This window comes from Agrobacterium sp. lyk4-40-TYG-31 (assembly GCF_030209855.1).
GTDB lineage: Bacteria > Pseudomonadota > Alphaproteobacteria > Rhizobiales > Rhizobiaceae > Agrobacterium > Agrobacterium vaccinii.
In genome coordinates, this window is the sequence record NZ_JARVRE010000004.1 from 899,017 (window position 1) to 925,811 (window position 26,795).

26 protein-coding genes and 1 tRNA gene are annotated in these 26,795 nt (G+C 57.7%); 19 read left to right on the forward strand and 8 right to left on the reverse strand.

Features of this window, described 5'->3' with window-relative positions:
- The first annotated feature begins 1 nt into the window (after window position 1).
- From QRN55_RS09565 to QRN55_RS09590, 6 genes are all read left to right on the forward strand, one after another.
- Window positions 2–973: a beta-ketoacyl-ACP synthase III gene (locus tag QRN55_RS09565; protein ID WP_233121220.1), complete on the forward strand. Its 972-nt coding sequence runs from the start codon at window positions 2–4 to the stop codon at window positions 971–973.
- A gap of 143 nt (window positions 974–1,116) precedes the next feature.
- Window positions 1,117–1,455 carry an integration host factor subunit alpha gene (locus QRN55_RS09570; protein ID WP_111838121.1) on the forward strand — a complete coding sequence of 113 codons (339 nt, stop codon included), beginning with the start codon at window positions 1,117–1,119 and terminating at the stop codon, window positions 1,453–1,455.
- A gap of 164 nt (window positions 1,456–1,619) precedes the next feature.
- Window positions 1,620–2,150 (forward strand): MerR family transcriptional regulator, encoded by a 531-nt coding sequence (locus QRN55_RS09575; RefSeq protein ID WP_111838122.1) that lies wholly within the window; start codon window positions 1,620–1,622, stop codon window positions 2,148–2,150.
- A gap of 154 nt (window positions 2,151–2,304) precedes the next feature.
- On the forward strand, window positions 2,305–3,012 hold the full coding sequence (locus QRN55_RS09580) for a nuclease (protein WP_284776519.1): 708 nt from the start codon (window positions 2,305–2,307) through the stop codon (window positions 3,010–3,012).
- A gap of 66 nt (window positions 3,013–3,078) precedes the next feature.
- A tRNA-Leu gene (locus tag QRN55_RS09585) sits at window positions 3,079–3,164 on the forward strand.
- Between the two features lie 146 nt (window positions 3,165–3,310).
- Window positions 3,311–3,712, forward strand: a complete 402-nt coding sequence (locus tag QRN55_RS09590; RefSeq protein WP_284776520.1) for a hypothetical protein — start codon at window positions 3,311–3,313, stop codon at window positions 3,710–3,712.
- Window positions 3,713–3,730: 18 nt separating this feature from the next.
- Here QRN55_RS09590 and QRN55_RS09595 read toward each other — a convergent pair whose 3' ends face one another.
- Window positions 3,731–5,191 carry a TrkH family potassium uptake protein gene (locus tag QRN55_RS09595; protein ID WP_284776521.1) on the reverse strand — a complete coding sequence of 487 codons (1,461 nt, stop codon included), beginning with the start codon at window positions 5,189–5,191 and terminating at the stop codon, window positions 3,731–3,733.
- An 89-nt stretch (window positions 5,192–5,280) separates the two neighbouring features.
- Between QRN55_RS09595 and ilvA the strand changes: the two genes are divergently transcribed.
- Window positions 5,281–6,555, forward strand: coding sequence for a threonine ammonia-lyase (gene ilvA / locus QRN55_RS09600; RefSeq protein ID WP_284776522.1), 1,275 nt, complete (start codon window positions 5,281–5,283; stop codon window positions 6,553–6,555).
- 65 nt (window positions 6,556–6,620) lie between these two features.
- A complete protein-coding gene (locus QRN55_RS09605; protein ID WP_112498815.1) occupies window positions 6,621–6,932 on the forward strand; it encodes an HlyU family transcriptional regulator in 312 nt (103 codons plus the stop codon).
- 70 nt (window positions 6,933–7,002) lie between these two features.
- On the opposite strand, the gene QRN55_RS09610 is transcribed toward QRN55_RS09605, so the two are convergent.
- Window positions 7,003–7,617, reverse strand: a complete 615-nt coding sequence (locus tag QRN55_RS09610; RefSeq protein WP_111838126.1) for an FMN-dependent NADH-azoreductase — start codon at window positions 7,615–7,617, stop codon at window positions 7,003–7,005.
- Between the two features lie 136 nt (window positions 7,618–7,753).
- Between QRN55_RS09610 and QRN55_RS09615 the strand changes: the two genes are divergently transcribed.
- The gene (locus QRN55_RS09615; RefSeq protein WP_284776523.1) at window positions 7,754–8,722 is read left to right on the forward strand and encodes a LysR family transcriptional regulator; all 969 of its coding nucleotides are present in this window, start codon (window positions 7,754–7,756) and stop codon (window positions 8,720–8,722) included.
- Window positions 8,723–8,870: 148 nt separating this feature from the next.
- A complete protein-coding gene (ilvD, locus tag QRN55_RS09620) occupies window positions 8,871–10,706 on the forward strand; it encodes a dihydroxy-acid dehydratase (RefSeq protein ID WP_045228984.1) in 1,836 nt (611 codons plus the stop codon).
- 67 nt (window positions 10,707–10,773) lie between these two features.
- On the opposite strand, the gene QRN55_RS09625 is transcribed toward ilvD, so the two are convergent.
- Window positions 10,774–11,292 carry a GNAT family N-acetyltransferase gene (locus QRN55_RS09625; protein ID WP_350225182.1) on the reverse strand — a complete coding sequence of 173 codons (519 nt, stop codon included), beginning with the start codon at window positions 11,290–11,292 and terminating at the stop codon, window positions 10,774–10,776.
- Window positions 11,293–11,393: 101 nt separating this feature from the next.
- Between QRN55_RS09625 and QRN55_RS09630 the strand changes: the two genes are divergently transcribed.
- Both QRN55_RS09630 and QRN55_RS09635 read left to right on the forward strand, forming a co-directional pair.
- The gene (locus QRN55_RS09630) at window positions 11,394–12,071 is read left to right on the forward strand and encodes an SDR family oxidoreductase (protein WP_284776525.1); all 678 of its coding nucleotides are present in this window, start codon (window positions 11,394–11,396) and stop codon (window positions 12,069–12,071) included.
- A gap of 144 nt (window positions 12,072–12,215) precedes the next feature.
- Complete coding sequence (locus QRN55_RS09635) at window positions 12,216–13,208, forward strand: serine hydrolase domain-containing protein (RefSeq protein ID WP_284776526.1); 993 nt, start codon at window positions 12,216–12,218, stop codon at window positions 13,206–13,208.
- On the opposite strand, the gene QRN55_RS09640 is transcribed toward QRN55_RS09635, so the two are convergent.
- Complete coding sequence (locus tag QRN55_RS09640; RefSeq protein WP_233134568.1) at window positions 13,205–13,558, reverse strand: lysozyme inhibitor LprI family protein; 354 nt, start codon at window positions 13,556–13,558, stop codon at window positions 13,205–13,207. The two genes, QRN55_RS09635 and QRN55_RS09640, sit on opposite strands and share 4 nt — an antisense overlap.
- Window positions 13,559–13,722: 164 nt before the next feature.
- Between QRN55_RS09640 and QRN55_RS09645 the strand changes: the two genes are divergently transcribed.
- Together QRN55_RS09645 and QRN55_RS09650 are read left to right on the forward strand one after the other, a co-directional pair.
- Complete coding sequence (locus QRN55_RS09645; protein WP_111838132.1) at window positions 13,723–15,129, forward strand: DegQ family serine endoprotease; 1,407 nt, start codon at window positions 13,723–13,725, stop codon at window positions 15,127–15,129.
- A complete protein-coding gene (locus tag QRN55_RS09650) occupies window positions 15,126–16,442 on the forward strand; it encodes a replication-associated recombination protein A (protein WP_284776527.1) in 1,317 nt (438 codons plus the stop codon). The genes QRN55_RS09645 and QRN55_RS09650 overlap by 4 nt, the downstream gene beginning before the upstream one ends.
- Window positions 16,443–16,461: 19 nt before the next feature.
- On the opposite strand, the gene QRN55_RS09655 is transcribed toward QRN55_RS09650, so the two are convergent.
- The gene (locus tag QRN55_RS09655) at window positions 16,462–16,773 is read right to left on the reverse strand and encodes a DUF1883 domain-containing protein (protein WP_112499993.1); all 312 of its coding nucleotides are present in this window, start codon (window positions 16,771–16,773) and stop codon (window positions 16,462–16,464) included.
- 305 nt (window positions 16,774–17,078) lie between these two features.
- On the opposite strand from QRN55_RS09655, the gene QRN55_RS09660 reads away from it, so the two are divergent.
- From QRN55_RS09660 to QRN55_RS09675, 4 genes are all read left to right on the forward strand, one after another.
- The gene (locus QRN55_RS09660) at window positions 17,079–18,896 is read left to right on the forward strand and encodes a methyl-accepting chemotaxis protein (RefSeq protein WP_111838134.1); all 1,818 of its coding nucleotides are present in this window, start codon (window positions 17,079–17,081) and stop codon (window positions 18,894–18,896) included.
- A gap of 170 nt (window positions 18,897–19,066) precedes the next feature.
- Window positions 19,067–20,266 (forward strand): extensin-like domain-containing protein, encoded by a 1,200-nt coding sequence (locus QRN55_RS09665; RefSeq protein WP_284776528.1) that lies wholly within the window; start codon window positions 19,067–19,069, stop codon window positions 20,264–20,266.
- A 112-nt stretch (window positions 20,267–20,378) separates the two neighbouring features.
- Window positions 20,379–21,317, forward strand: coding sequence for an ABC transporter ATP-binding protein (locus QRN55_RS09670; RefSeq protein ID WP_111838136.1), 939 nt, complete (start codon window positions 20,379–20,381; stop codon window positions 21,315–21,317).
- A complete protein-coding gene (locus tag QRN55_RS09675) occupies window positions 21,314–22,075 on the forward strand; it encodes an ABC transporter permease (protein WP_111838137.1) in 762 nt (253 codons plus the stop codon). Before QRN55_RS09670 ends, QRN55_RS09675 begins: the two co-directional genes overlap by 4 nt.
- Before the next feature lie 172 nt (window positions 22,076–22,247).
- On the opposite strand, the gene tyrS is transcribed toward QRN55_RS09675, so the two are convergent.
- Complete coding sequence (gene tyrS / locus QRN55_RS09680; protein WP_284776529.1) at window positions 22,248–23,501, reverse strand: tyrosine--tRNA ligase; 1,254 nt, start codon at window positions 23,499–23,501, stop codon at window positions 22,248–22,250.
- A gap of 150 nt (window positions 23,502–23,651) precedes the next feature.
- Between tyrS and QRN55_RS09685 the strand changes: the two genes are divergently transcribed.
- Window positions 23,652–24,773 carry an anhydro-N-acetylmuramic acid kinase gene (locus QRN55_RS09685; RefSeq protein WP_111838139.1) on the forward strand — a complete coding sequence of 374 codons (1,122 nt, stop codon included), beginning with the start codon at window positions 23,652–23,654 and terminating at the stop codon, window positions 24,771–24,773.
- A gap of 60 nt (window positions 24,774–24,833) precedes the next feature.
- Here the strand turns inward: QRN55_RS09685 and QRN55_RS09690 are convergent, their stop codons facing one another.
- Together QRN55_RS09690 and QRN55_RS09695 are read right to left on the reverse strand one after the other, a co-directional pair.
- Window positions 24,834–25,679, reverse strand: a complete 846-nt coding sequence (locus QRN55_RS09690) for a putative universal stress family protein (protein WP_111838140.1) — start codon at window positions 25,677–25,679, stop codon at window positions 24,834–24,836.
- 43 nt (window positions 25,680–25,722) lie between these two features.
- Window positions 25,723–26,496, reverse strand: a complete 774-nt coding sequence (locus QRN55_RS09695; protein WP_111838141.1) for a competence/damage-inducible protein A — start codon at window positions 26,494–26,496, stop codon at window positions 25,723–25,725.
- Between the last annotated feature and the right edge of the window lie 299 nt (window positions 26,497–26,795).

The following is a 26,795-nucleotide window of genomic DNA, read 5'->3' on the forward strand; positions in this document are numbered from 1 at the left end:
GATGATCCGCTCAGTAGTACGTGGTTTCGGGGCAGCGCTTCCGAAGCAAGTCATGACGAACCAGGACATCGAAAAGATCGTCGATACCACGGACGAATGGATCGTCCAGCGCACCGGCATCAAGCAGCGCTACATTGCGGGCGAGGGCGAAACGACCTCGTCTCTGGGCGAGGCTGCGGCCCGCGCCGCCCTTGAAAACGCCGGTCTTCAGCCTGACGAGATCGATCTCATCATCGTTGCGACGTCGACGCCCGACAACACGTTTCCTGCAACCGCCGTCAACATCCAGAACCGCCTTGGCATTACCAGTGGCTTTGCATTCGACGTTCAGGCCGTCTGTTCCGGCTTCGTCTATGCCATGGCAACCGCCGATCTCTACATACGCGGCGGCATGGCCAAGCGCGTGCTGGTGATTGGCGCCGAGACCTTCTCGCGCATTCTCGACTGGACCGACCGCACGACCTGCGTGCTGTTCGGTGACGGTGCGGGTGCTGTGGTGCTCGAGGCGGGCGAGGGAGAGGGCAAGACGTCTGATCGCGGCATTCTGACATCCAACCTGCGCTCCGACGGATCGCACAAGGACAAACTCTACGTCGATGGCGGACCTTCCACTACTGGCACCGTTGGTCAGCTGCGCATGGAAGGCCGTGAGGTTTTCAAGCATGCGGTGGGCATGATCACCGATGTCATCGAAGCTGCATTTGAGGCCACGGGCACGACTGCTGATGATCTGGACTGGCTGGTGCCGCATCAGGCAAACCGTCGGATCATCGACGGTTCGGCCAAAAAGCTCGGTATTCCCGGTGAAAAAGTCGTCATTACGGTGGACCAGCACGGCAACACATCTGCCGCTTCCATTCCGCTTGCACTGGCCGTTGCAGCCGCCGATGGCCGCATCAAAAAGGGCGATCTGGTCATGCTGGAAGCCATGGGTGGCGGTTTTACCTGGGGTGCAGTTCTGCTGCGCTGGTAAAATTCTCTTTACGCAGCCGTGTAAGCCATTGCCACCATTGCTGGAAATGCCTAAACGATTCTGAAACTTTGCTTGACCGGTCGTCCCAAGGGCAATAATCTTGGACGGCTTCAACGAGATAAAAGAGAGCGGTGCGGGGAAATATGGCCGGGAAAACAGTGACACGTGCGGATCTAGCCGAGTCTGTGTTTCGAAAAGTGGGGTTGTCCCGAACCGAATCCGCCGAACTGGTTGAAACCGTGATCGACGAGATCTGCAACGCGATAACACGTGGGGAGGTTGTAAAACTATCCTCCTTCGCGACGTTCCAGATACGCGAGAAGAACGAGCGTATCGGTCGCAACCCCAAGACCGGCGAAGAGGTTCCGATCTCACCACGCCGCGTCATGACCTTCAAGGCCTCCAACGTTTTGAAGCAGCGCATCCTCAAGGCGCACTCCGCCCGCAAGGCAAAGCAGAAGACTCAAAAAGCGGTCTCCTGACACAGTCGCCATCGTGCAGGTCTTCAATTTCTGCACGCTAGGATTCCTTATCTCCTGTGAACATAGTTGAATTTCAACCTTCAAGCCGTTGAAATCAGTGCGATTCGCATCGTAGCTTAAATGGTGTTTTGAAATCCTGCCTCTGGTGTGGATGGGAGTGGACCTTGGATAAAAGCCCCGACGCCTTTCGAACCATCAGTGAAGTGGCTGAGGATTTGGACCTGCCGCAGCACGTGCTGCGCTTCTGGGAAACCCGCTTTCCGCAGATCAAGCCTATGAAGCGCGGCGGCGGCCGCCGCTATTATCGCCCCGATGACGTCGATCTGCTGAAGGGCATTCGCCATCTGCTGTACGACCACGGCTACACGATCAAGGGCGTGCAGAAGCTGCTGAAGACCAACGGCAACCGCTTCGTCTCGGCTATCGCCTCAGGCGATATGGCAACGATGGAAGCCATCATGGCGGCCAGCGGTGAGACGGTTGAGCCACGTGTCACGAACGCAGAGGAAGACGAAGTCGTCGGACGTCCCAAGGCCAAACCAAGTGGCCGATTCTTCGGCTTCGGAGGTGCTGGAGACGACACACCGGAGATTTCCATCGGTAAATCCAGCATCAGCAAGGATGACCGGGCACTGTTGCAGGAAGCGCTGTTCGACCTCTTGGAATGCAAGCGCCTGCTGGATCAGGTGCGCTAACGTCCCCTCGTTTGTGCGACACGTGCAGGATTAGGGGGTGGGGTGACGCACATGAGTTGTGGATAAATTCATTTTTTGATCCGCATTTGTGTCAAATGCCAACCTTTCGGAAACCCCTTGGGCCGATAATGCGCACGGACAAGGAGTGATCCCCGTGAGCAAGAGAAAACCGACAAGCCGCCGCCGTTCATCTGCCAAGTCTGGCGGTTCGGGCATGTGGTCATGGCTGTTGCTGCTCGGTGTCGCCGTCGGCGGCATCCAGGTTTATGAGCACCGCGACAGCCTGATGCCAGCCCTGAAAGGCACCGTCGCTGCCGTCTCCAGACCGGTGACGACCCCACCCAAACCCGTAACACGTGACGTGGCGAGCGAGCGGACAAGGCCTGCCGCAACACAGACCGTGGCACTTCCGGCAAGCGGCGCACCGGTGCCACCGCGCAGCATCGCCATGCCCTTGGCAGGCGCCTCGACGCAGACGGCAAGCGCCACGCTGCCATCCCCCCGCCCATCGGTGGAAAAGGTATCGCTGACCGCAAAGCCCGGCACCTTCGCCTTTTGTGGTCGTTCCGGCCTCAACAATTGCGTGGCTGACGGCAACACGTTCTGGCTGAAGGGCGAGAAAATGAAGCTGGCCGGCATCGACGTGCCGCAAACCGATCAGGCCCGCTGCCTGGAGGAGCGTCAGCGAGGTTTTACCGCCAAGGTCCGTCTGCGCGACATGCTGAACTCCGGCGGCTTCCAGGTCGCATCTGCTGGCGGTGCATCCACCCTATCAAGGTCCGGCGTATCCTTTGCCGATCAGCTTGTTCGCGAGGGGCTGGCACGCCCGGCTGGCGCGAGAAATCAGAGTTGGTGCGGTTAAATCCACCCCGCACCCTCAACGCCCCGTTGACCACACCCGCCTGCGCTGTGTAGATAAACCCCGCAAGCGGACGTGGCGGAATCGGTATACGCAGCAGACTTAAAATCTGCCGGCCTCTGGTCTTGCGGGTTCAAGTCCCGCCGTCCGCACCAGACCTTTGATAGCCGCGCATCGGCAGCGCAACTAGGCTATTTGCCCTCAGAATAGTTCCGTTTCGTGAGCCCAGCTTCGACAACTACTCGCAATATTCAGAGGGTAGTGCGGCTACGTTCAAAGGTGAATTCTGGGAGATGCCGTGATGACTATGCGCCACATTATTATATCGGCTGTTAGTGGTGTCGTTTTTTGTGTGAGCAGTGCTGCCGCCGCGCCGCGGTCGCAACTTCAACAGGATGTTGAAGGTTATGCGGTTGCGACTTGCCTGACTGGACTGGACGATGAGGCCTTGAGGGATCAGGGAGATGGGTGGGCGAGCATTATCGTCCAGCGTGGCTTTGGCAATGTGGAAGACTGGCAGCCACTGATCGAAGCTGTCAAAACCGCGACCGGCAAGACGTCGATGGCTGTAATCAAGGGAGAGAGTATTTCTTCCAAGCCAATGCCGGTGTTTTATTGTTCTGAGATCGTTGATGAGCCGGAGGTTCGCAAGGTCATCGATGAGACGATGGAGAAAATGAAACCGGCCTATGACGGACGGTAGACACGCAGTCCTTTTGTCTCAACCCTTCCAGAACAGCGGCATCAGCAGCACCAGCACCGTCAAAATCTCCAGACGTCCCAGCAGCATCATCAGCGATAGCAGGTAGAGCGCTGGGTCGCTGATGGTGGAGAAGTTGCCGGCGGGGCCGATGGTGGGGCCGATGCCGGGGCCGACGTTGGCGAGGGAGGTGGCGACGGCGGAGGTGGCCGTCAGGAAGTCGTAGCCCATCGCACTCATGACCAGGCTGCCGCCGATCCACAGGGCTATGAAGCAGCTCAGGAACAGGAAGACGTTGCGGATGGTTTCGGCGTCCACGACCTGAGCGCCGTAGCGCACTGTGTAGACCGCATCCGGGTAGAGCAGCTTTTTCAGGCCGGTTTTTACGACATTGTAGACGATGACGAAGCGGTAGGCCTTGATGCCGCCTGCGGTGGACCCGGAACAGCCGCCCATGAAGGTGGCGAAGAAGGCGACGACCACCACAAAGGGTCCCCACAGCGTGTAGTCGTCGCTGGCAAAGCCGCCGGTGGACAGGATCGACGTCATGTTGAAGAAGGAATGGCTCAGCGCGATGTCCAGCGGAACGCCGTTCGTGATGTGGTGGTAGATGCCGATGGCAAGCGAGATGGCGCAGAGATAGCCGATGAAGACGCGGATTTGCGGGTCGTGGAGAATATCCATACGTCCACGCACGGCGAGCAGGATCATCACGGAAAAGGGCAGGCTTCCGAGGATGAGGAAGAAGGTGGCGATCCACAGCAGCGCGACGTTGTTGCCGAAGAAGGCGAAGGATGCGTCGTGGGTGGAGAAACCGCCGGTGGCTACTGTCGACATGGCGTGGTTCAGCGCATCGAAATGGGTCATGCCTGCGAAATCGAATGCGATGGTGCAGGCGAGCGTCATGACCACATAAATGCCGACGAAAGCCTTGGTAAAGCTCGCGAGCCGCGCGAAGGGCCGGTCGTTGGCGGTATCTGAGGATTCCATTCGAAAGAAGGTCATGCCGCCAACGCGCAGCAGCGGCAGGATGAAGAGGCCGAGTGCCACGATACCGATACCGCCCAGCCAGCACAGCAGCGAGCGCCAGATGAGAATGCCCTGCGGCGCCTTGTCCAGCCCGTAAATGGCGGTGGAGCCGGTGGTGGTGATGGCGGAAACGGATTCGAACAAAGCGCGCCCGAAGGAGAGATTGAGCTCCGACAGATAGAGCGGAACGGCGCCGATCAGTGAAAAGACCAGCCACAGGACATTGACCAGCAGGAAGCCGAACCGCTTGTTGAAGGTTGGCATGGGCGCGCGTGTGGCCAGCGCGCAGGCCAGTGACAGCCCGCCGCACAGGAAGCCGGAGGTGGCAAAGACCGCCCAGTCATTGTTTCCGTAATAGAGGTCTGCCATGGCGGGCACGAACATGGCAGTTGCCATGTAAAGCCCGAAGACCGAAGCGATGTAGAGGACTGCGCGCAAAAGGTTGCTGTTCAAAAAAGGGAACCTTCATGGAGTGAGCCGTACCGAAAGCGCGTAAAGAGTCTTTGTGTCAGGCGTTTTCCTATGGCATAGCGGGTGCCATCGTGAAATTCAATGGATTGAAAATCGTGGATAAATTGCTTGTAGAAGCCGCACGGCGGGAAGTCCGGGAAATATTCCCCGAAACGCCGTTGCAGTTGAATGAACATCTCAGCCGTCGGTATGGTGCCGAGATTTGGCTGAAGCGTGAAGACCTCACGCCCGTTCGTTCCTACAAGATTAGAGGCGCGTTCAATTTTCTGCGCAAGGCGGTGTCCACCACGGGCAAGAATAAAGTTTTCGTCTGCGCGTCTGCGGGTAACCACGCGCAGGGCTTTGCTTTTGCCTGCCGCCATTTCGGCGTGCATGGTGTGGTCTTCATGCCGGTGACGACGCCGCAGCAGAAGATCGACAAGACCCGCATTTTTGGTGGTGAATTCATCAAGATCAGGCTGATCGGCGATATTTTCGACCAGTGCTATGCCGCCGCTCGCGCTTATGTGGAAGAGACGAATGCCTATATGGTGCCGCCCTTCGACCATAAGGATATCATCGAAGGACAGGCGACTGTCGCCGCCGAGATTGTCGACCAGTTGCCGGACAGCAAGGTACCGGATCTGCTGGTCATGCCGGTTGGCGGCGGTGGTCTATCGGCTGGCCTGACCGGTTTTTTTGCTGGCAAGGTCGCCAGCGACAACTTCATTTTCTGCGAGCCCGAGGGTGCGCCGAGCCTGAAGAAAAGCCTGGAAGCGGGCAAGGCTGTGACGCTGAACAAGGTCGATAATTTCGTGGATGGCGCGGCAGTGGCGCGCATTGGCGACCTCAACTTCGAAGCCTTGCAGCATTTTTCTGCCGAACAGGTTCAGTTGATCCCTGAAAATGCGATCTGCGTGACGATCATCGACATGCTCAATCTGGAAGGCGTGGTGCTGGAGCCTGCCGGTGCGCTGTCCATCGCGGCACTGGAGAAACTGGGTCGCGAAAGGCTGGAAGGCAAGCGCGTTGTTTGCGTCGTTTCCGGGGGCAATTTCGATTTCGACCGTCTGCCTGATGTCAAAGAGCGCGCCATGCGCTACACGGGTGTGAAGAAATACTTCATTCTGCGCCTGCCGCAGCGCCCGGGCGCGCTTCGCGACTTCCTCAATCTTTTGGGACCCGACGATGACGTTGCGCGTTTTGAATATCTGAAGAAATCCGCCCGCAACTTCGGCTCGATCCTGATAGGCATCGAAACGACGGACCGGGAAAATTTCAACGGGCTGTTCCAGCGTTTCGAAGATGCGGGATTGGGCTATGAGGACATAACCGAAAACGAAATCCTCGCCAATCTGATCATCTGATTGCAATTCATGACCGGGCAGGGAGGGCTCGTCCCTTCCTGCGGCAAGAAAAAAGGAATGTAACCATGGCTTCGTTTTTCTCGAAAATCCTGTCCGCCTTCGGCTCTTCCGCATCGGATGACGCACCGAAGAAGGCCGAAACATCAGAGCCGCATGCTTACAAGGATTGCGTCATCTACGCGACGCCGATGAAGGAAGGCGGGCAGTATCGGCTGGCCGGACGCATCGAAAAGAAGGTGGGAGAGGAAACGTTGACGCATGAATTCGTGCGAGCCGATGTGTTCACCAGCCTTGATGATGCCGTGGAATGCACCGTGCGCAAGGCGCAGCTGATCATCGACCAGAATGGTGCGTCGTTGTTTTCCGATAAAAAATAACGGCCGCGATAGGCTCGCAGCCGTTATGGAAGTGCTTGAAAGCGGCGTTGCGAAACGCCGCTTTTTTATATCAGGCAGCCTTGGCCAGTTCTTCAACCTTGGCGGTTGCGGAAGCGATTGCCTTTTCGGCAGCTTCCGGGCCGAATGCCAGACCTTCGACATAAACAACTTCAACGTCCGTCATACCCATGAAGCCCAGAACGGTCTTGAGGTATGGGACAGCGTGGTTGAGAGGAGCAGCCGGACCTTCGGAATAGACGCCGCCGGAAGCGATGACGATGTAAACCTTCTTGCCGGTGGCAAGGCCAATAGGGCCTTTTTCAGTGTAGGTGAACGTCTGACCTGCGCGAGCAACGTTATCGATCCAGGACTTGAGGCCGGAATAGATGTTGAAGTTAATCATGCCGGTGCCGATGACGATCGTATCGGCTTCCAGCAATTCGGCAACGCGCTTGTCGGAATCGTCTGCGGCGGATGCTTCGTCCGGCGTACGCTGGTCGGGAGCCTTGCGGATGGCAGAGGTGGTTACAGTGTCGAGGTGTTTGATCGGGTTCTGACCCAGATCAACGTGCGTGATGGAGCCGTTCGTCTGAGTCTGAAGCTTCGCAGCCAGCTCGCCTGCGAATTTGTTCGACAGCGATTCGCCACCGCGTGGGCTGGAGGTTACGAGAAGAATCTTCGACATTTGAAATATCCTTGTTTTCAATTTCGGAGGTCGGACGGGGCAGGGGAACCCAATCGTTGCCGCTTGTATCGGTCAATGTTGTCATCTAGAAAACTGTGATAATCTGGAAGTCACCTATCGAAAAACTGGATGGACCATGGAAGCCAACCCCACACTCGACCAATTGCAGGTGTTTCTTTCCGTTGCCGAAACCGGCAGTTTTTCAGCCGCGTCTCGCGCGCTGAACCGGGCGCAATCGGTTGTCAGCTATACCATTGCCAATCTCGAGGCGCAGCTGGAGGTCACGCTTTTCGAGCGCAACGGCGTGCGCCAGCCGAAGCTGACGGAAGAGGGTGTGGCGATGCTGGAGCATGCGCGCCGCATCGTCGCCGGACTTCAGGATTTGCGCGCCCGGGCCAAGGGTTTGAAGCAAGGGCTGGAAGCGGAGGTTTCGCTGGCCATTAGCACCATGGTGCCTGCCGAAGCGGTGGTCGAGGTGTTGCGGGATTTTCGCGTGCAGTTTCCAACCGTGACGCTGAACCTCAGTGTCGGCGAACTCGGCATGGTCATGGAGATGGTGCTGAACCGCAAGGCGGGCATCGGTATCGGCGGGGCCATGTTCCATCAGGATGACGGTCTCGTTATCGATAAGGTTGGCCACTCTTTCATGATACCGGTTGCGGCGGCAGACCATCCGCTGGTGCGTCTGAACAGGCCGCTGACCTTGGCCGATGTGCGCGAAGAGGTGCAGCTTGTTGTGACAGACACGTCGGGCCTGACCAAGGGCAAGGATTTCAACGTTCTGTCCTACAAAAAATGGCGCGTCAGCGATATTGCCACCAAATATCAACTCATCAAGGGTGGGCTCGGTTGGGGTGGGCTTCCGGCATCCGTGGTGCGCAATGACATCATCAATGGCGATCTGAAAGCGTTGGAGCTTGATTCCTATGAGGGCGGCGAATACCCGCTGTATGCATTGCGCAAGACGGACACGCCTTGCGGACCGGCGGCAAAATGGCTGGTGGATGCGTTTGAGCAGCGCCTGTCGCAATGCCCTGATCATGAGACGTTCCTGGCCCACATTGCACCCAGCTATTCGAACGACCTGCGGGATGCGGCGGAATAAACCGTACCGTACCGAACCGTACTGTTTTGCCGCAAGGTGACAGTGACAGGCGCACGGCTTTGGAGTAAAAGCCTTGCAAAAGCGAAGAGCGGGGCAGTTTGCTCTGCGGGAGATAGCCTTCGCGACAGACAAATCGAGGAATAAGCACATGCCAGTTTATCGCTCCAGAACGACAACCCATGGCCGCAACATGGCCGGTGCGCGTGGCCTTTGGCGCGCCACTGGTATGAAGGATGGCGATTTCGGCAAGCCGATCATCGCCGTCGTCAACTCGTTCACGCAGTTCGTGCCGGGCCACGTCCACCTCAAGGACCTCGGTCAATTGGTTGCGCGCGAAATCGAAGCGGCTGGCGGCGTTGCCAAGGAGTTCAACACGATTGCGGTCGATGACGGCATCGCGATGGGTCACGATGGTATGCTGTATTCGCTGCCATCGCGCGAAATCATCTCCGATAGCGTCGAGTATATGGTCAATGCCCACTGCGCTGACGCGATGGTGTGCATTTCCAACTGCGACAAGATCACACCCGGCATGCTGAGTGCTGCTATGCGTCTCAACATTCCTGCCGTTTTCGTTTCGGGTGGGCCGATGGAAGCGGGCAAGGTCGTTCTGCACGGCAAGACCGTCGCGCTCGACCTCGTGGACGCGATGGTTGCTGCTGCCGACGACAAGATGACGGACGAGGAAGTCGACACCATCGAGCGTGCCGCATGTCCTACCTGTGGTTCCTGCTCCGGTATGTTCACGGCCAATTCCATGAACTGCTTGACGGAAGCATTGGGTCTGGCTCTGCCTGGTAACGGCTCGACGCTCGCCACGCACTCGGATCGTAAGCGTCTGTTCGTTGAGGCGGGTCATCTGATCGTCGATCTGGCGCGTCGCCATTATGAGCAGGATGATTATACCGTTCTGCCACGCTCGATTGCTACTAAGGCTGCTTTCGAGAACGCCATAGCGCTGGATATCGCCATGGGCGGCTCCACCAACACCGTGCTGCATATTCTGGCAGCGGCGCATGAAGGCGGTGTCGATTTCACCATGGAAGACATCGACCGCATGTCCCGTCGGGTGCCGTGCTTGTCTAAGGTCGCGCCTGCCAAGAGTGATGTGCACATGGAAGACGTTCACCGCGCAGGCGGCATCATGCGTATTCTGGGCGAACTTGAGCGCGGTGGGCTGATCAACACGGATTGCTACACGGTACATGAGGCGACGCTGGGCGATGCCATCAACCGTTGGGATATCACACGCACCAACAGCGAAAATGTGCGCCAGTTCTTCAAGGCCGCCCCCGGCGGCGTGCCGACGCAGGTGGCTTTCAGCCAGTCCTCGCGCTGGGATGAGCTCGATACCGACAGCGATAACGGCGTCATCCGCTCGGTTGAAAAGCCATTCTCCAAGGATGGTGGTCTGGCCGTGCTTTACGGCAACATCGCGCTGGACGGCTGCATCGTGAAGACGGCGGGCGTGGATGAATCCATCCTGAAATTCAACGGTACCGCCGTGGTCTATGAAAGCCAGGACGCAGCCGTGAAGGGTATTCTGTCCAACGAGGTGAAGGCTGGCGATGTCGTCGTCATCCGCTACGAAGGCCCCAAGGGTGGCCCGGGTATGCAGGAAATGCTCTATCCGACCAGCTATCTAAAGTCCAAGGGGCTGGGCAAAGCCTGCGCGCTGATCACCGACGGACGCTTCTCCGGTGGCACGTCAGGCCTCTCCATCGGCCACGCTTCGCCGGAAGCAGCCCAGGGCGGCGCCATCGGGCTGGTGCGTCAGGGTGACCCTATCGAGATCGATATCCCCAACCGGACCATCAATCTAAAGGTTCCAGATGCGGAACTTGCAGCACGCCGCGCCGAACAGGATCAGCTAGGCTGGAAGCCAGCGGAACACCGCAAGCGCAATGTCACGACGGCGCTGAAGGCCTATGCGGCGTTTGCGTCTAGCGCGGATAAGGGTGCTGTTCGGATTTTGCCGGAGTAAACCTGACATTCACCGCCATCCTCGGGACAAGCCCGAGGATGGCGGTGAAAAGGACGTTGTGCCTTTTTCACCGAACGTTTTTTAGCTCATAACGGCGCAGCGAAACCACCATCTTCCGCTGCCTGCAGAATGACTGCGTCCTCCCGACATCCCTGAACCCAAGCTTCTCCATCAAATGGCAAGATGCTCTGTTATTGCTGATGGGGTTGGCGTGAAGTGTTTTCATTCTCATCTGCGTAAACGCGTGGTCGATGATGAGGCGACTGGCTTCTTCGCCGTAACCCATGCCCCATGCACTGCGAGCCAGCCACAGTCCGAATTCTCCGGCAAGGCCGATGAGGCCGATCAGTTGGCCGTTATCGATGGCCCATACGGGCCGATTGTTTTTCCGAAAGCGCAGTATCCTCGTTCGGGCATCGCCCATCGCGAAGGGAGATGACGTGCGAAGCAGATTGCGTAAGACCAGCGGATCGTTTGTGATGCGCGCCAACGCGGGTGCGTCAATTATGCCGAAAGGCCGGAGCGTAAGTCGGTTCGACACCAATCGCGGCACTGTGCTGTCTACTTTTCGCATGGGTCGCAGCATGTTCGATACGGGCGTTTATGCCAACTGCGATTTTTTGCACCGGAACTGGTGCTCCTCCAGCACGTTGGCTGACAGTGAAAAACGGAAGAAATGGAAAATACATGAAGCGCGCAATCGTAACAGGTGGTGCCGGATTGATCGGGACCGGCATTATCGAAACTCTTCTCGAGCAAGGCTGGACCGTTGCATCGTTCGATATCAAGGAAAGCACCACGAAAGCTTTTCACATTCATTGTGATGTTGGTGATGAGGCGTCCGTCGCAGAGGCGTTTGCGCAGCTTGGCTGGAACGGGTTGGAGCTTCTCGTCAACAATGCCGGTATCGCCTTGCCGAACAATGGGCCAATCCATGAACTGTCTCTGGCCGATTGGCGCAGGGTGACGGATAGCCATCTGACCGGCGCGTTTTTGATGACGCGATCTGCGGTGCCCTTGATGGGAGAGGGTGCCAGCATCGTCAACATGGTCTCCACCCGTGCCTTCATGTCTGAGCCGGAAACCGAGGCTTACGCGGCATCGAAGGGCGGTCTGGTGGCGCTGACCCATGCGCTGGCCGTCAGCCTGGGGCCGAAGATTCGCGTCAATGCGATTGCGCCCGGCTGGATCACCGATGATACCGACCTGCGGAAGAAGGATCAGATGCAGCACCCTGTCGGTCGCGTCGGTTGCCCGAAAGATATTGCGGATGCGGTGGTCTATCTCGCCAGCGCAGGTTTCATGAACGGGCAGGTCATGGTGCTGGATGGCGGTATGACAAAGAAGATGATTTACGAGGAATAGAACTCGAAAACGATTCAACGCGTTGGCAAACTGATTCAGCAAAAGGATCGAAACCCTTGTTCGAATGTGTTTTGTCACTGTCAGGTGAAGTAACAAAGCGGTGAGAGGGCTACCGCCTTCTTCGAAAGGCATTACGTACTCTCCATGAAAAGACGCACCGCACTTGCCCTCATCGCCACGCTTCCTCTCGCTTCGAGCCTCCGTGCGCAAGCACGCGACGGTATTCCGAAGCTTCTCGAAAAAGCAGATGCTCTCGACAGCTTGAAAACAGTCATCGTCAGTATCGATGGCAAAGAGGTTGCCACTCGCGCCTATCACGGCGCGTCGCTGAATGGCTTGACGAATATCAAGTCTGCGTCCAAATCCATCGTTTCGGCGCTGGTGGGCATCGCGATTGATCGCAAAATATTGGATGGCGTCGATCAGCCGATCTCATCCGTGCTGCGGTCTGATTTTCCAGCCAAACCCGACCCGCGTATCGAGCGCGTAACCATCGGCAATCTGCTATCCATGCAGTCTGGTCTGGAACGAATGTCGGGGCCGAATTACGGCCGTTGGGTTTCCAGCCGCAATTGGGTGCGTATGGCGCTGGGCTCCGGTTTTGCCGGAGAGCCGGGCGGCGGAATGCTGTATTCCACGGGCTCTACCCATCTGCTGTCTGCCATTCTCACTAAGGCGTCGGGCAAATCCACGCTGGCGCTGGCGCGAGACTGGTTCTCGCCGCTGGATGGGTTTTCGATCGGGTCTTGGGAGCGCGATCCGCAGGGCATTTATCTCGGCGGAAACCAGATGGCGATGACATCGCGATCTTTGCTGGCTTTCGGTGAATTGTACCGGCGTGGCGGTGTCACGGTTGATGGCACGCGGTTGATTTCGCAAAACTGGATCGAGCAATCATGGGTCCAGCGTACCAATTCCGTCTTCAACGGCGATGGTTACGGCTATTGCTGGTTCATCAAGGAAATGGCGGGGGAGATGGTGTATTACGCCTGGGGCTATGGTGGGCAGATGCTCTACATCGTGCCGTCGAAGCGGCTTTCGGTCGTCATGACCTCGCGCGAGGATGCGCCATCCGCCCGGACCGGTTATCGGGACCAGTTACACGGGCTGATGGCTGAGATCATTACCGCGGTTTAAAGCGGGCGGTTGATGTTTTGAAAGGCTTCGCCGAGCTTCTTCATGCGCTCGTCATAGGCGGTGGTGAGGCAGGCGACGTCTGCGCCGCAACTCTGGCGATGTTTTAGCCATTCGCTTTGTTGCGTTTTTAGCTCGTCGCGTGCGCCCATCGCCATCAATTGCGTGACGATGTCGAAGGTCGTGGCCATGCGTACGTCCTGGTCGTTCAGCGCAAGGTTTTCGCATATCGTCTTTTCGTCGGCGGCGAGATCAGTCTTGGCGCAATCGAAGCTGGCGGCACCCACCGGCGAGCCATGGGAGTATGATGCGGTGACAATCAGAGCAGCAAGAATATGTTTCTTGAAATGCATGTGGATCTCTTTTCCATGAACAGTCCTATAAGCCGTCTAAAGCCTTGATCATGGCAAGTTGTTCCATTTCCGTGTTTGACGTCAGTCCGTCATGATCTTGCCGCCCTTTGATTTATAGGCTCAAGCGTTATAACTCCATCATATTGATGAGGATGAGGAATCACATGCCAAGCATGGTGAAGTATCTGACCACCGGCCTTCTTGCGTCGCTGCTGTTTTTGCCAGCGCCTTTGTTGGCGCAGGACAACAAGACCGTGCCATCCAGCACGGCTGAAATGCAGCTGTCCTTTGCGCCGCTGGTAAAACGCACGGCGGGCGCCGTGGTGAATGTCTACGCCGAACGTCTCGTCCAGAAGCGGGCCTCGCCCTTTGCAGGCGATCCCTTCTTCGAGCAGTTTTTTGGCCAGCAATCGCCCAACCGCACGGAAAAACAGTCCTCGCTCGGCTCCGGTGTCATCGCCACGGCCAGCGGGCTGGTGGTGACGAACAACCACGTCATCGACGGTGCCGACGATATCAAGGTCGCACTTGCCGATGGTCGCGAGTTTTCGTCCAAAGTGCTGCTGAAGGACGACCGTCTGGATCTTGCGGTGTTGCAGATCGATGCGAAGGAACAGTTCCCGGTTCTGGCGCTCGGCAATTCCGATGCCACCGAAGTCGGTGATCTCGTTCTGGCCATCGGCAACCCGTTCGGTGTCGGCCAGACCGTGACCAGCGGTATCGTCTCGGCATTGGCGCGAAATCAGGTGACGCAGGGTGATTTCGGTTTCTTCATTCAGACCGATGCCTCCATCAACCCCGGTAACTCCGGCGGTGCCCTGATGAACATGGCGGGTGAGTTGATCGGCATCAACACGGCCATCTTCTCGCGCGGTGGCGGCTCCAACGGCATCGGCTTTGCCATTCCGGCCAATCTGGTTCGCGTGTTCTTGGCTGCTGCCGAAAAAGGCGATACGTCGTTCCAGCGTCCTTATGTCGGAGCGACATTCGATCCCGTGACATCGGAAGTAGCCGAAGCGCTGGGCCTGAAGCGTGCCCGTGGTGCGCTTGTGGTCAGCGTCGTGAAAGACGGCCCGGCTGAAAAAGCGGGTATCGAACCGGGGCAGGTCGTCACCGCGGTCAACGGCATCGAGGTGGAGCATCCCGATGCGCTCGGCTATCGTCTGACGACAGCCGGCATCGGCAAATCGGCCAAGATCAGCCTGATCGACAAGGGCAAGGAAAAGACCGTTACCATCGCGCTCGATACGGCGCCGGAAACGGCACCGCGTGACGAGCGCCTGCTGGAAGGCCGCAATCCGTTTGCGGGTGCGACGGTCGCCAATCTTTCGCCCAAGCTTGCCGATGAGTTGCGCATGTCGACCAGCACGACGGGCGTGGTCATTACGGATGTCAAACGCAGCTCGCCCGCTGCCCGTGTCGGCTTCCAGCCCAAGGATATCATCGTCTCCCTGAACGGAGCGGATATGGCATCCACGGCAGATGTGGAGCATGCGCTGGAAGACAATCCGGGCTTCTGGCGTCTGGAAATCATTCGCGATGGCCAGCGCATCCGGCAATTCCTGCGATGAGCGGCGATCTCTTCGCCCCACAGATACCAGCGGAGGTCGCCAACCGGCGACCTCTGGCAGACAGGCTGCGCCCGACAACGCTCGGTGAGGTTACGGGCCAGTCGCATCTGACGGGCGAAGAAGGCGTCCTGCGCCGCATGATCGAAAGCGGCTCGCTGGGCTCCATGATTTTCTGGGGCCCGCCCGGCACCGGCAAGACCACGGTCGCCCGGCTGCTGTCAGGCGAGGCGGGGCTGGCGTTCGAGCAGATATCCGCGATTTTTTCCGGCGTTGCCGATCTCAAGAAGGTCTTCGAAAGCGCTCGCACACGCCGCATGAACGGGCGGCAGACACTGTTGTTCGTAGACGAAATTCACCGCTTCAACCGCGCCCAACAGGACAGTTTTCTGCCCGTCATGGAAGATGGCACCATCATTCTGGTTGGTGCCACGACGGAAAATCCATCCTTCGAACTCAACGCCGCTCTTCTGTCGCGGGCGCGGGTTCTGACATTTCAAAGCCATGACGAAGAAAGTCTTCTCGAGCTGCTGAAGCGCGCAGAACAGGTGGAAGGCAAACCGCTGCCGCTGGATGAGGATGCGCGTGCGTCCATGGTGCGCATGGCCGATGGGGATGGCCGTGCGGTGCTGACGCTGGCGGAAGAGGTCTGGCGTGCGGCTCGCAAAGGCGAGATGTTCGATACGGAAGCCCTGACCCAGATCGTTCAGCGCCGTGCGCCGGTGTATGACAAAGGGCAGGACGGTCACTACAATCTGATTTCGGCGCTGCATAAATCCGTGCGCGGGTCCGACCCGGATGCAGCGCTTTACTATCTGGCGCGCATGTTCGATGCGGGTGAAGACCCGCTTTACCTGGGCAGGCGGTTGGTGCGCATGGCAGTGGAAGATATCGGCCTTGCCGATCCGCAGGCGCTGGTCGTCTGCAACGCTGCCAAGGACGCCTATGACTATCTGGGTTCGCCGGAAGGTGAACTCGCTTTGGCGCAGGCCTGCGTTTATCTCGCGACGGCGCCGAAATCCAACGCCGTCTATACCGCTTTCAAGGCTGCGATGCGGGCGGCGAAGGAAAATGGCTCGCTGCTGCCACCCAAGCACATTCTCAATGCACCGACCAAGCTGATGAAAGGCGAGGGCTATGGCGATGGGTATCGCTATGACCACGATGAGCCCGATGCCTTCTCAGGGCAGGATTATTTCCCCGAAAAAATGGGTCGCACGACATTCTATGACCCGCCGGACCGGGGCTTCGAGCGTGATATTCGCAAACGGCTGGACTGGTGGGCGAAGCTTCGCCGTGAGCGTGGCGGCAAATAGGTTTGCCGGTCGATGTCGGTCAGGATGCTTTGCGAAGCAGTGTCGCAGTGCGCGGCGGTATCATCTTGACCGATGATTCCGCCAGATCGAGATGGCCTTCACAATCCACGATCAGATGCCAGTGCGATGTCTCGGGGATGATAACGCGCAACGGCGATATCTTGGCGACGCCGCCGAGATATTTGAAATCCAGCATTTCCGTGAAGCGCTGGTAATTTCCCGACGTCATCAGCCGCACATTGTTCACCGCATTCAACGATACCTCGATGATAGCGCCTTCGCGCAGTTGTCTCAGATCGTAGTGGGTATAGCGAAAGCCGGGCACGGCCATGATGAGCCCCGTCATGATGAGATATGTTTCATAACGATACGAAACGATCCTTAACGCTTCTTTAGCGTGCGCCGCATTCTCTTGTTTCTGAAATATAAAAAGAAAATGAGATGGCTTTTACTGTCGTTTTTATTTTGCGGCTCTGGATGTTCAATATCCACGCCAACGGCCCGAATTAACGTGCAAGGCTATTTTCCGATGGAAGGGCAGATTGCTATTTCCGGCTGATAATTGCGATTTATCAATAATAAATTTTTCCGCAATACAATTTCACGGTGTGTAATAGTGGGGGAGTGTTTGTCGGGATGAAACATCTTACGATTTCGATGCGTCTATATGCGCTCGTTGGATTGTTCTTTGTAATATTAGCTGGCGCTTTAACGTTCAGTCTGTTTGGCAGTTACCAGGGGATGGAGCGGGAGCGCAAAGCGGGACTGGAATCAATGACGCAGACGGGCGTCGGTATTCTTGATCAATATTATCGTCTGGAACAAAGCGGTGCGCTGACGCGCGACGTGGCGCAGCAACAGGCGAAAGCCACGCTTGCCGCCATGCGATATGAAAATGGCAGCGGCTATTTCTGGATCAATGATATGGGTCCGAAGATGGTCATGCATCCCATCAAGCCGGAGATGAACGGCACCGACCTGACGGCGAACAAGGACCCGAATGGCAAGCAGCTGTTCGTGGAGTTCGTCAACACGGTTAAGGCGGGCGGCAAAGGCTTCGTCGATTATTATTGGCCAAAGCCCGGCTCGCCTGATCCGGTAGAGAAATTCTCGCATGTTGCCGGTTTTGCGCCCTGGGGCTGGATTGTCGGCACCGGTGTCTACGTTGATGACCTGAAGGCGGCCTTCTGGGGCGAAGCTCTCTGGATCGCCGGTATCTGCGCCATCAGCGCGCTCGTCGTTCTGGCTGGCGCGGCCTTTGTCGTTGGTGGTGTGACGAAGCCGATTGCCAGCATCCGAAACAGCATGGGCCGCATCGCCGATGGTGATGGCAATGCCGACGTTCCCTTTACCGACCGTCGCAACGAAATCGGTGCCATGGCGAAGATGCTGGTGGTGCTGCGCGATTCAGTCAATGAACGCAGCCAGTTGCAGCAGCGCCAAGCCGAGCAGCAGAAAGCGCTTGAAGATACACGTCGCGGCAATGAGGAGACGCTTCGCGCCGCATCCAGCCAGCAGGCCTATGCCATGTCGGAACTGGCAGGTGCACTGGAGCGGCTGTCGCATGGCGATCTGACCGTGCAGGTGGGCGATATCGGCCATGAATACGCAAAGCTGCGGGCGGATTTCAACAATGCCGTCGGTGAGCTTCACAATGTCATTGGCGCTATCTCCAACACTAGCCATGTCGTCAATGACAGCGCTGGTGATATCAGCCAGGCAACCGGCAACCTGTCACGCCGCACAGAGCAGCAGGCCGCAGCGCTTGAGGAAACCGCTGCCGCACTGGAGCAGATCACCGCCACTGTCCACACGGCGTCGGAACGTGCCAATGAGGCGCGCACCATGGTCAGCGAGACCAAGACTAGCGCTGGCCGCTCTGGCGATATCGTTCGCGATGCTGTCGAGGCGATGGGCCGTATCGAGGACTCGTCCAAAAAGATCGGCCAGATCATCGTCGTCATCGACGAGATTGCCTTCCAGACCAATCTTCTCGCCCTCAATGCCGGTGTGGAAGCCGCGCGTGCAGGTGAGGCGGGTCGAGGCTTTGCTGTGGTGGCACAGGAAGTGCGCGAACTGGCACAGCGTTCCGCCAATGCGGCGAAAGAGATCAAGACGCTGATCAACAGTTCTGCCGAACAGGTCAATGGCGGCGTGTCACTGGTACGTTCCACCGGGGATGCGCTGGACGAAATAATGGCGCTGGTCAACCGCGTCGATGGTCACGTCAATACCATTGCCACCACGGCAAGGGAGCAGGCGACCGGTCTTCGCGAGATCAACACCTCGGTCAACCACATGGACCAGATGACCCAGCAGAACGCCGCTATGGTGGAGGAAACCACGGCTGCGAGCCAGACATTGGCTGAAGAAAGCCGTCAGTTGCGCACGTTGCTGTCCCGTTTCCAGCTGGATCAGGCATCGATGCGACAGAGCGTTTCCCGCGCAGCCTGACGTTTCTCTAAAGGATATAGCGGGCGCCCATTTGCGGCGCCCGTTTGTTTTTCACCCAGACCTTTGCCTGTAATTTCCATGGCGCGCTTAAAAACGGTTCGTTTACCAAATTTGTTTAAGATTTAGCTTGATTGCCACGCATTGTGGCCGCTGAAGGTACAGGTTCTGGTATGGCGTATGTTTCCCTTCCGCGTCGTTTTGTGACGTTGCTGACGATCTCCACGGTAATTGCTTCGTGTTCGGCAGAAGGGCTCGTACCGCCCGCCGATGTCGACGGCGCCACGCGTGTCAGCTCTATCCGCTCCAGCCATCAGCAGAATTATAGCGCGCCATCGGCGACAAGCGTTCCAAGCCAACCCGTCAACGATTATGCGCCTTTGTCGCAGCCGATGCCTGCCGAGATGGCACCCTCTCGTGATCCGTTGTTGCAGGCCGGTCCGGGCGAGCAATATTCGACGCTGGATGCCCAACAGCAGAGGCTGGGTGGTGGCACCGCGCCACAGATGCCCAGCGAAATGGCGGAGGGTGAGGACGGCGTCAATATGGACGATGGCTTAGGCGTCGCACCAGTGCGCGGTCTTGCCGAAGAGCAGGACATGGAGGTCTCCGGTGCCCAATCCAGCCAGCCCATGGCGAACGAGGCGGAGAGCCAGATGCCGATGTCTCCTGCACCACGCAGGCAGTCGGCAAGTCAATCCCGCCTCATTCCACCGCCCGGCGAAGGCCAGCGCCAGCGCCAGCCGGTGCAGGAGGTGGCGATGCTGATGCCGGACAATCCGACACAGGAACGCCGCATGTCCACGCCTCCGGGCATGATGCCGCAAGCCGAAGTGTCCTGCCGGTCCGAACTGCGCAGGCTCGGCGTGTCTTTCCGGGATGTCGCGCGCGTTGCCGATGGTCCGACCTGCGGCATCGATTACCCGATCGAACTTAGCGGCCTTTCGAGCGGCGTGGCGATCCGCCCTGCCGTCAAGCTGAACTGTCAGATCACGCTCGCCTTCGCCAAGTGGGTCAAATTCGAACTCGTGCCATCTTCGCGCTTCCGCTATCTCTCGGGCGTCGAGCGCATTACGCCGATGGGCGGCTATTCCTGCCGCAAGATGAATTCGCGCTCCAGCAATCCATGGTCGGAGCATGCGCGTGGCAATGCCATCGATATCGGCACCATCACTCTGAAGAACGGCAAGGAAATCGATGTTCGCAAGAAGAGCTTCTTCGCTTTCCGTGAAAAAGGACTTCTGAAAACCGTTCGCAGTGACAGTTGCAAATATTTCTCCACGGTGCTTGGACCGGGTAGCGACCCAAACCATTGGAATCACTTCCATTTCGATCTGCGCACGCGCAAATCTGGCTATCGCCACTGCGATTGAGAATGAACGACCAAATTCAACGCGCGAATGAGTATGATTTCGCCAAAGGGATGGCTTTTGAGCAATCTTGAACCTATATCCTTGGGAACATGATTGTGTTGAAAGATTTCTCATGAATTCCCCGACTAAACCGATCGTTTCCATTCAAAATCTGACGAAATCCTACGCCAATGGCTTTCAGGCGCTCAAAGGCGTCTCTCTCGACATCCATCAGGGGGAAATCCTGGCGTTGCTGGGCCCCAATGGCGCTGGCAAGACGACGCTGATTTCCATCGTCTGCGGGCTGGTAAACCCCGGCGAGGGCCGGGTTCTGGTGGGCGGACATGATGTCGTCAGCGAGTTTCGCAAGACGCGCGAGCTCATCGGCCTCGTTCCCCAGGAGCTGACAACAGACCAATTCGAGACGGTCTGGAACACGGTGTCCTTCTCGCGTGGTCTGCACGGGCAAAAGCCCAATCCTCAGCTCATCGAGCGCATCCTGAAATCGCTGTCGCTGTTCAGCAAGAAAGACAACATGCTGCGGGAGCTTTCCGGCGGCATGAAGCGGCGTGTGCTGATCGCCAAAGCTCTGGCGCATGAGCCGAAAATCCTGTTTCTGGATGAGCCGACAGCGGGCGTGGACGTCGCGCTGCGCCGGGACATGTGGAAGGTGGTTGAAGAGCTTCGTGCCACCGGCGTCACCATTATCCTTACCACGCACTACATCGAGGAAGCCGAGGAAATCGCCGACCGTGTTGGTGTCATCAATGGCGGCGAGTTGCTGCTGGTGGAAGACAAGACGGCCTTGATGCAAAAGCTCGGTCGCAAGCAGTTGATGCTGGAGCTGACCGAGCCGGTGAAGGTTCTGCCGGACAGTCTGTCCGAATTCCAGCTGTCTCTTTCCGAAGGCGGCAGTTGCCTGACATACGAATATGAGGGTAACGGCGAACAGGGCCGTATCGCCGATGTGCTGGCGGCACTGTCTGCTGCAGGCATTCATTTCAAGGATATTTCGACACGCCAGAGCTCGCTCGAAGACATTTTCGTGGCGCTGGTGGGAGGTCAAAAATGAACTTCGAGGCTATCAAGTCCATCTATCTGTTCGAAATGGCCCGTACGCGCCGTACCTTGCTGCAAAGCGTGGTGTCGCCGGTCATTTCCACCTCGCTCTACTTCATCGTCTTCGGCACGGCCATCGGCTCGCGCATTCAGGAGGTCGAGGGTGTTTCCTACGGTGCCTTCATCACGCCTGGCCTGATCATGCTGACCTTGCTGACACAGTGCATCAGCAACGGCGCATTTGGAATTTATTTCCCCAAATTCACCGGCACGATCTATGAGATTCTATCGGCTCCCGTGGCGATGACGGAAATCGTGATCGGTTATGTCGGAGCCGCCGCGACCAAAGGGTTGATGATCGGCACCATCATCCTCATCACCGCGTCCTTCTTCGTTGATATATCGATCGCGCACCCGTTCATGATGGTGCTGTTTTTTGTGCTGACGGCAATCAGTTTCAGCCTGTTTGGCTTCATCATCGGCATCTGGGCCACGAATTTCGAGCAGCTCAACCTCATTCCCATGCTGGTGGTGCCGCCCCTGACATTCCTCGGTGGCAGCTTCTATTCCATCAACATGCTGCCACCCTTCTGGCAGACGGTCAGCCACTTCAACCCGGTGCTGTACCTGATCAGCGGCTTCCGCTGGAGCTTTTACGAAATCGCCGACGTCAATCCCGTCATCAGCCTCGTGATTATCACAGCCTTCCTCGCCGCCTGCCTTGGTCTGGTGGCGTGGATGTTCAAAACTGGGTATAAGTTGAGAAACTGACCGAGAGCGGTTTACACGCACTCTACGTCATCCTCGGGCTTGTCCCGAGGATCTGACCACGTTTGATCTTGGGGTTCGTTAGATGCTCGGGACAAGCCCTAGCATGACGGAAGAGGGGTTCTCTCGCCTTGGAAATACAGGGAGAAGCTCGCGCTATCTCCCTGATTTATTGTCAAACAGGCCGCACCAGAATGTGCTTCTTCTTGCCTAGCGAAAGCTTGATCACGCCATCTGCCGTGACTTCACCAGCACCGATAACCTGACGCTCATCCGAGATAGCATGGTCGTTGATCTTCACAGCACCACCCTGAACGTGACGGCGGGCTTCACCATTGGACGCCGCAAGACCGGCGCGGACGATGAGCGATAGAAGGCCGAGGCCTGCCTCTAGTTCGCCCTTGGGCACTTCGATAGACGGCAGGTTGTCGGCCAGCGCGCCTTCTTCGAAGGTCTTGCGGGCGGTTTCGGCAGCCTGTTCGGCATTGTCGCGGCCATGCAGCATGGCGGTGATTTCGGTCGCGAGGATTTTCTTGACCTCGTTGATCTCCAAACCACCCAGAGCCGAAAGACGTGCGATCTCGTCCATCGGCAGCGTCGTGTAGAGCTTCAGGAAGCGAGAAACGTCGGCGTCCTCGGTGTTGCGCCAGTATTGCCAGAAATCATAGGCCGACAGCATATCCGGGTTCAGCCACACGGCACCGTTCATCGACTTTCCCATCTTGGCACCCGAAGAGGTGGTCAGAAGCGGCGAGGTCAGCGCGTAGAGCTGTGGCGTGCCCATGCGGTGGCCGAGATCGATGCCGTTGATGATGTTGCCCCACTGGTCCGAACCGCCCATCTGCAAACGGCAGCCGGTACGCTTGTTCAGCTCCACGAAGTCGTAGGCCTGAAGGATCATGTAGTTGAATTCGAGGAACGACAGCGACTGCTCGCGCTCCAGCCGCGTCTTCACGCTTTCAAACGACAGCATGCGGTTGACAGAGAAGTGACGGCCGACATCGCGCAGGAATTCGAGGTAGTTGATATCGCGCAGCCAGTCGCCATTGTTGATCATCAGGGCAGGCGCGGTCGAGGCGTCGTAATCGAGGTAGTTCGAGAACACGCGCTTGATCGAGGCGATGTTGCTTTCGATGGTATCGACCGTCATCAACTGACGGGCTTCATCCTTGAACGAGGGATCGCCGACCATACCGGTGCCGCCGCCCATCAGGGAGATCGGCTGGTGGCCAGTTTTCTGCATCCAGTGCAGCATCATGATCTGGATCAGACCGCCAGCGTGAAGGCTGGGTGCCGTCGGGTCAAAGCCTATATAGGCAGTCACGGTTTCCTTGGCGAAAAGTTCATCGAGACCTGCCTCATCGGAGATCTGGTGAATGAAGCCGCGCTCATCGAGCGTGCGGAGGAAATCGGACTTGAACCTGGACATAACCTTTTTCTTTCTGGTTGGGTCTTCGTGCTCACTGGAAAAGCCAATGAATGCCGCGCCTTTAGCATTGTTTTTTGAAAAGTGCACCCGTTTGCGCCATGAATGTTGGCAATGAGTGACGAGATGATTCCATCAGGCAGGAGCGTTGATATGGGCGAGATCAGAACAGCGATAGGGCTGATGAGCGGCACGTCCATGGACGGCATCGACATTGCCCTCCTGCGCACGGATGGAGAAGCTGTCGTTGACCACGGGCCAAGCCAGTATTTTCCCTATGATCAGCAGCTTCGCGAAACGTGGAAACGGGCGCTAATTACCGCCAAAGCGATACAGCAACGCGGTGAGCGGCCCGGCGATCTTGCCGATGCCGAGCGCAAATTGACGCTGGCCCATGCTGCCGCCGTCAAATCCTTTCTGCACCGCCACAGATTGAGTGCGCAGGATATCGACGTCATCGGTTTTCATGGTCAAACGGTGCTGCATCGCCCGGATGATGCGTTGACGGTGCAGATTGGCGATGGTCCCTTGCTGGCCGAAGAAACCGGCATCGATGTGGTCTATGACATGCGCGCCAATGACATGGTGCATGGCGGGCAGGGTGCGCCGCTGATCCCCATCTACCACGCGGCGCTTGCCGCCAACCTGCCGCAACAGTTTGAGACGCCCGCCGTGTTCGTTAATATCGGCGGCATTTCCAATCTGACATTCGTGGGCGCGGATGGCGCACTGGCCGCCTTCGATAGCGGGCCCGGAAACATGCTGATCGACCAATGGATCGAAGTGCATACGGGCGCGGCTTACGATAAGGGCGGTGCGACGGCGGCGAAGGGTGCGGTCGCTCCGGCGCTGGTCGCGGGTTACATGGAGAGCCCGTTCTTTTCCGCCAATATCCGTCGTTCGCTGGACCGTTCCGATTTCCTGCCGCCCGCCAAGGGTGAGGTCTCGCTGGAAGATGGTGCGCGGACGCTAGCCCATCTAACGGGTGCAGCCATTCTCAAATCTGCCAGTTATTTGCCGGAAGCAGCAAAGACCTATGTTGTGTGCGGAGGCGGCAGGCTGAACCCTGTTATCATGCGGGAGTTCACGGATCAGGCGCAAACACGCGGCGCTGGCGTGATCGCAGCGGAAGCCGCGGGTTTTGATGGTGGGGCGATGGAGGCCGAGGCCTGGGCCTATCTGGCCGTGCGGTCGTTGCGTGGTTTGCCGCTCACCTATCCCGGTACGACGGGCGTGAAGGAGCCGGTGACGGGTGGAGTTCTGGCGAAGGCTTGATAGCCCGGGTGATGGAGTCCGCAGAATCTGCGGCTCCATTCCTTGACAGTAATCGTCAGCCTATCGCGACAGCAGCGTCAGCGCCGTCATCTTGTCCAACAGCGTGCGCGTGACGCCGCCGAACAGCATTTCCCACCAGCGAGAGTGGCCGTAAGCGCCCATGACGAGCAGATCGATGCTGTTGTCGGAAAGACGCTTTTCGATGGCTTTTTCAGCCGACAGGCCGTGGCTTTTTTCTTCCGATGTCACCGTGACGTTGATGCTATGACGTGCGAGTGTCGAGGCAATCTCCGAACCGGCAAGGGTAGGAGACCCCTTATCGTCATCATCGGCGCCCACCGAAAATATCTCCACGGTTTCTGCGGCGATGAGGAAGGGCAGGGCATCGAAGGTTGCGCGGGTGGCTTCGCGTGAGCCGTTCCAGGCGATGAGCACGCGCTTGATCGGCTTTGGCTGGTCGAGCACATGCGGCACCAGCAGGATGGGACGTCCGCTTTCATAGAGGAAATTATCGAGGTCGGCGCGGCTGTCGGAGATCGATGAGGACGTAGACTGGCGAGCAATGACGAGATCGGCGCAACGGGCGCTCTGCATCGCGGTGTTGGAGGAGTAGCCGACCGAAGAGACGAAGCTGCGCCACTCGTTGGAGATATTTTCCGCTGCCATCGTGCGGGCGAAAATGGAGGCGACGTCGGTGGTTTCCTGATGGGCGACCTCCTGCACGGCCTGAACGGTAGCAGGGTCTGGCATCTCCATCGGCGCCACGAGTGGAACGGTCGCGAAGGTTTCCATGTGAAGGCCAACGACGTGGGCCGAGAAGGTGTTGGCCAAAGCCGCGGCGAAATCTCCGAGCTTGCCAGCGTTTTCCGCAGTGTCCATCACTGCCAGTATCGTCTTGTAACCCATGATCAGTCTCCTCATCGTGGTCAGTGGTGCTTGCACCTTCGGCTCAAGCGGAATGCGCGGCCTTTTCGCGGGCGATGGCATCGATCATCGCGGACACATCCTGTGCTGCGGCATGAAGCGCATCGGCATCACGGGCGCGCACGACGATCTCGGTCGAGAATCGCTGGCCATCATATTTCGGATAGGAGCCGATGCTGGTTTCTGGATGGGATTTCTGGACGCCGCTGAGCAACGTGCCTATGTCGCCTTCGCCGAAGGGAGAGCGCACGGCTTGCGACAGGATTTTCGAGCCTGTGCGCAGCGTGGGGATGACGTTGTCCAGCATGGCCTGAAACACCTGCGGCACGCCTGCCATGACGTAGACATTTTCGACGATAAAACCGGGCGCAACAGACACAGGGTTGACGATATGTCTGGCACCGCGTGGCATGCGCGCCATGCGCTTGCGCGCATCGGTAAATTCCATTTCGCGGGTGCGATACATCTCACCCAGCAGGCGCATGGCATCCGCATCGTGCTCGCAGGGCAGGCCGAATGCGGCTGAAACCGCATCGGCGGTAATATCGTCATGGGTGGGGCCGATGCCGCCGGAGGTGAAAACGTAATCGTACCGGCTGCGCAGCGCATTCAGCGCCTCGACAATGGCAGGCTCTTCATCTGCCACGATGCGCACTTCCTTGAGGTCGATGCCCGACATCGTCATCACATCCGCCAGATGCCCGATATTCTTGTCCTTTGTGCGCCCTGATAGCAGCTCATCACCAATGGCGAGCATGGCAGCTGAAACGACATTCGAGGCGGAGGAGGGTGCAGACATGGGGGTCACTCGCAGTGGGGTCTGTGCAGACGTTAGCGCGATGAGCGCCGAATGCAATAAGGCATCTCATGAAAAAATCGTGGACGCGAATGCTGTTTAAAAGAAATTCAGACAAACAAAATGCGGCGCTAAGGCCGCATTTTGTTATCGCTAACCGAGTAGCGTATCAAAGTGTGAAAGTATCGCTAGCCATTAAAAAATGGGGTTAACCATCATAAGGCATGTAATGACCACAAAGCCGAGCAGTGATACTTCAAGAAGACTGTTGAGACCGTCACGCATCGCTTTACCCTCCATTA

Coding starts and splice junctions, on each gene's coding strand:
- QRN55_RS09685 (WP_111838139.1), top strand. CDS start 23,652: ATGGGCGAGATCAGAACAGCGATAGGGCTGATGAGCGGCACGTCCATG.
- QRN55_RS09660 (WP_111838134.1), top strand. CDS start 17,079: ATGAAACATCTTACGATTTCGATGCGTCTATATGCGCTCGTTGGATTG.
- QRN55_RS09590 (WP_284776520.1), top strand. CDS start 3,311: ATGACTATGCGCCACATTATTATATCGGCTGTTAGTGGTGTCGTTTTT.
- QRN55_RS09645 (WP_111838132.1), top strand. CDS start 13,723: ATGCCAAGCATGGTGAAGTATCTGACCACCGGCCTTCTTGCGTCGCTG.
- QRN55_RS09565 (WP_233121220.1), top strand. CDS start 2: ATGATCCGCTCAGTAGTACGTGGTTTCGGGGCAGCGCTTCCGAAGCAA.
- QRN55_RS09650 (WP_284776527.1), top strand. CDS start 15,126: ATGAGCGGCGATCTCTTCGCCCCACAGATACCAGCGGAGGTCGCCAAC.
- ilvD (WP_045228984.1), top strand. CDS start 8,871: ATGCCAGTTTATCGCTCCAGAACGACAACCCATGGCCGCAACATGGCC.
- QRN55_RS09670 (WP_111838136.1), top strand. CDS start 20,379: ATGAATTCCCCGACTAAACCGATCGTTTCCATTCAAAATCTGACGAAA.
- QRN55_RS09630 (WP_284776525.1), top strand. CDS start 11,394: ATGAAGCGCGCAATCGTAACAGGTGGTGCCGGATTGATCGGGACCGGC.
- QRN55_RS09625 (WP_350225182.1), bottom strand. CDS start 11,292: ATGCTGCGACCCATGCGAAAAGTAGACAGCACAGTGCCGCGATTGGTG.
- QRN55_RS09655 (WP_112499993.1), bottom strand. CDS start 16,773: ATGGCCGTGCCCGGCTTTCGCTATACCCACTACGATCTGAGACAACTG.
- QRN55_RS09615 (WP_284776523.1), top strand. CDS start 7,754: ATGGAAGCCAACCCCACACTCGACCAATTGCAGGTGTTTCTTTCCGTT.
- tyrS (WP_284776529.1), bottom strand. CDS start 23,501: ATGTCCAGGTTCAAGTCCGATTTCCTCCGCACGCTCGATGAGCGCGGC.
- QRN55_RS09640 (WP_233134568.1), bottom strand. CDS start 13,558: ATGCATTTCAAGAAACATATTCTTGCTGCTCTGATTGTCACCGCATCA.
- QRN55_RS09675 (WP_111838137.1), top strand. CDS start 21,314: ATGAACTTCGAGGCTATCAAGTCCATCTATCTGTTCGAAATGGCCCGT.
- QRN55_RS09690 (WP_111838140.1), bottom strand. CDS start 25,679: ATGGGTTACAAGACGATACTGGCAGTGATGGACACTGCGGAAAACGCT.
- QRN55_RS09605 (WP_112498815.1), top strand. CDS start 6,621: ATGGCTTCGTTTTTCTCGAAAATCCTGTCCGCCTTCGGCTCTTCCGCA.
- QRN55_RS09635 (WP_284776526.1), top strand. CDS start 12,216: ATGAAAAGACGCACCGCACTTGCCCTCATCGCCACGCTTCCTCTCGCT.
- QRN55_RS09665 (WP_284776528.1), top strand. CDS start 19,067: ATGGCGTATGTTTCCCTTCCGCGTCGTTTTGTGACGTTGCTGACGATC.
- QRN55_RS09695 (WP_111838141.1), bottom strand. CDS start 26,496: ATGTCTGCACCCTCCTCCGCCTCGAATGTCGTTTCAGCTGCCATGCTC.
- QRN55_RS09570 (WP_111838121.1), top strand. CDS start 1,117: ATGGCCGGGAAAACAGTGACACGTGCGGATCTAGCCGAGTCTGTGTTT.
- QRN55_RS09610 (WP_111838126.1), bottom strand. CDS start 7,617: ATGTCGAAGATTCTTCTCGTAACCTCCAGCCCACGCGGTGGCGAATCG.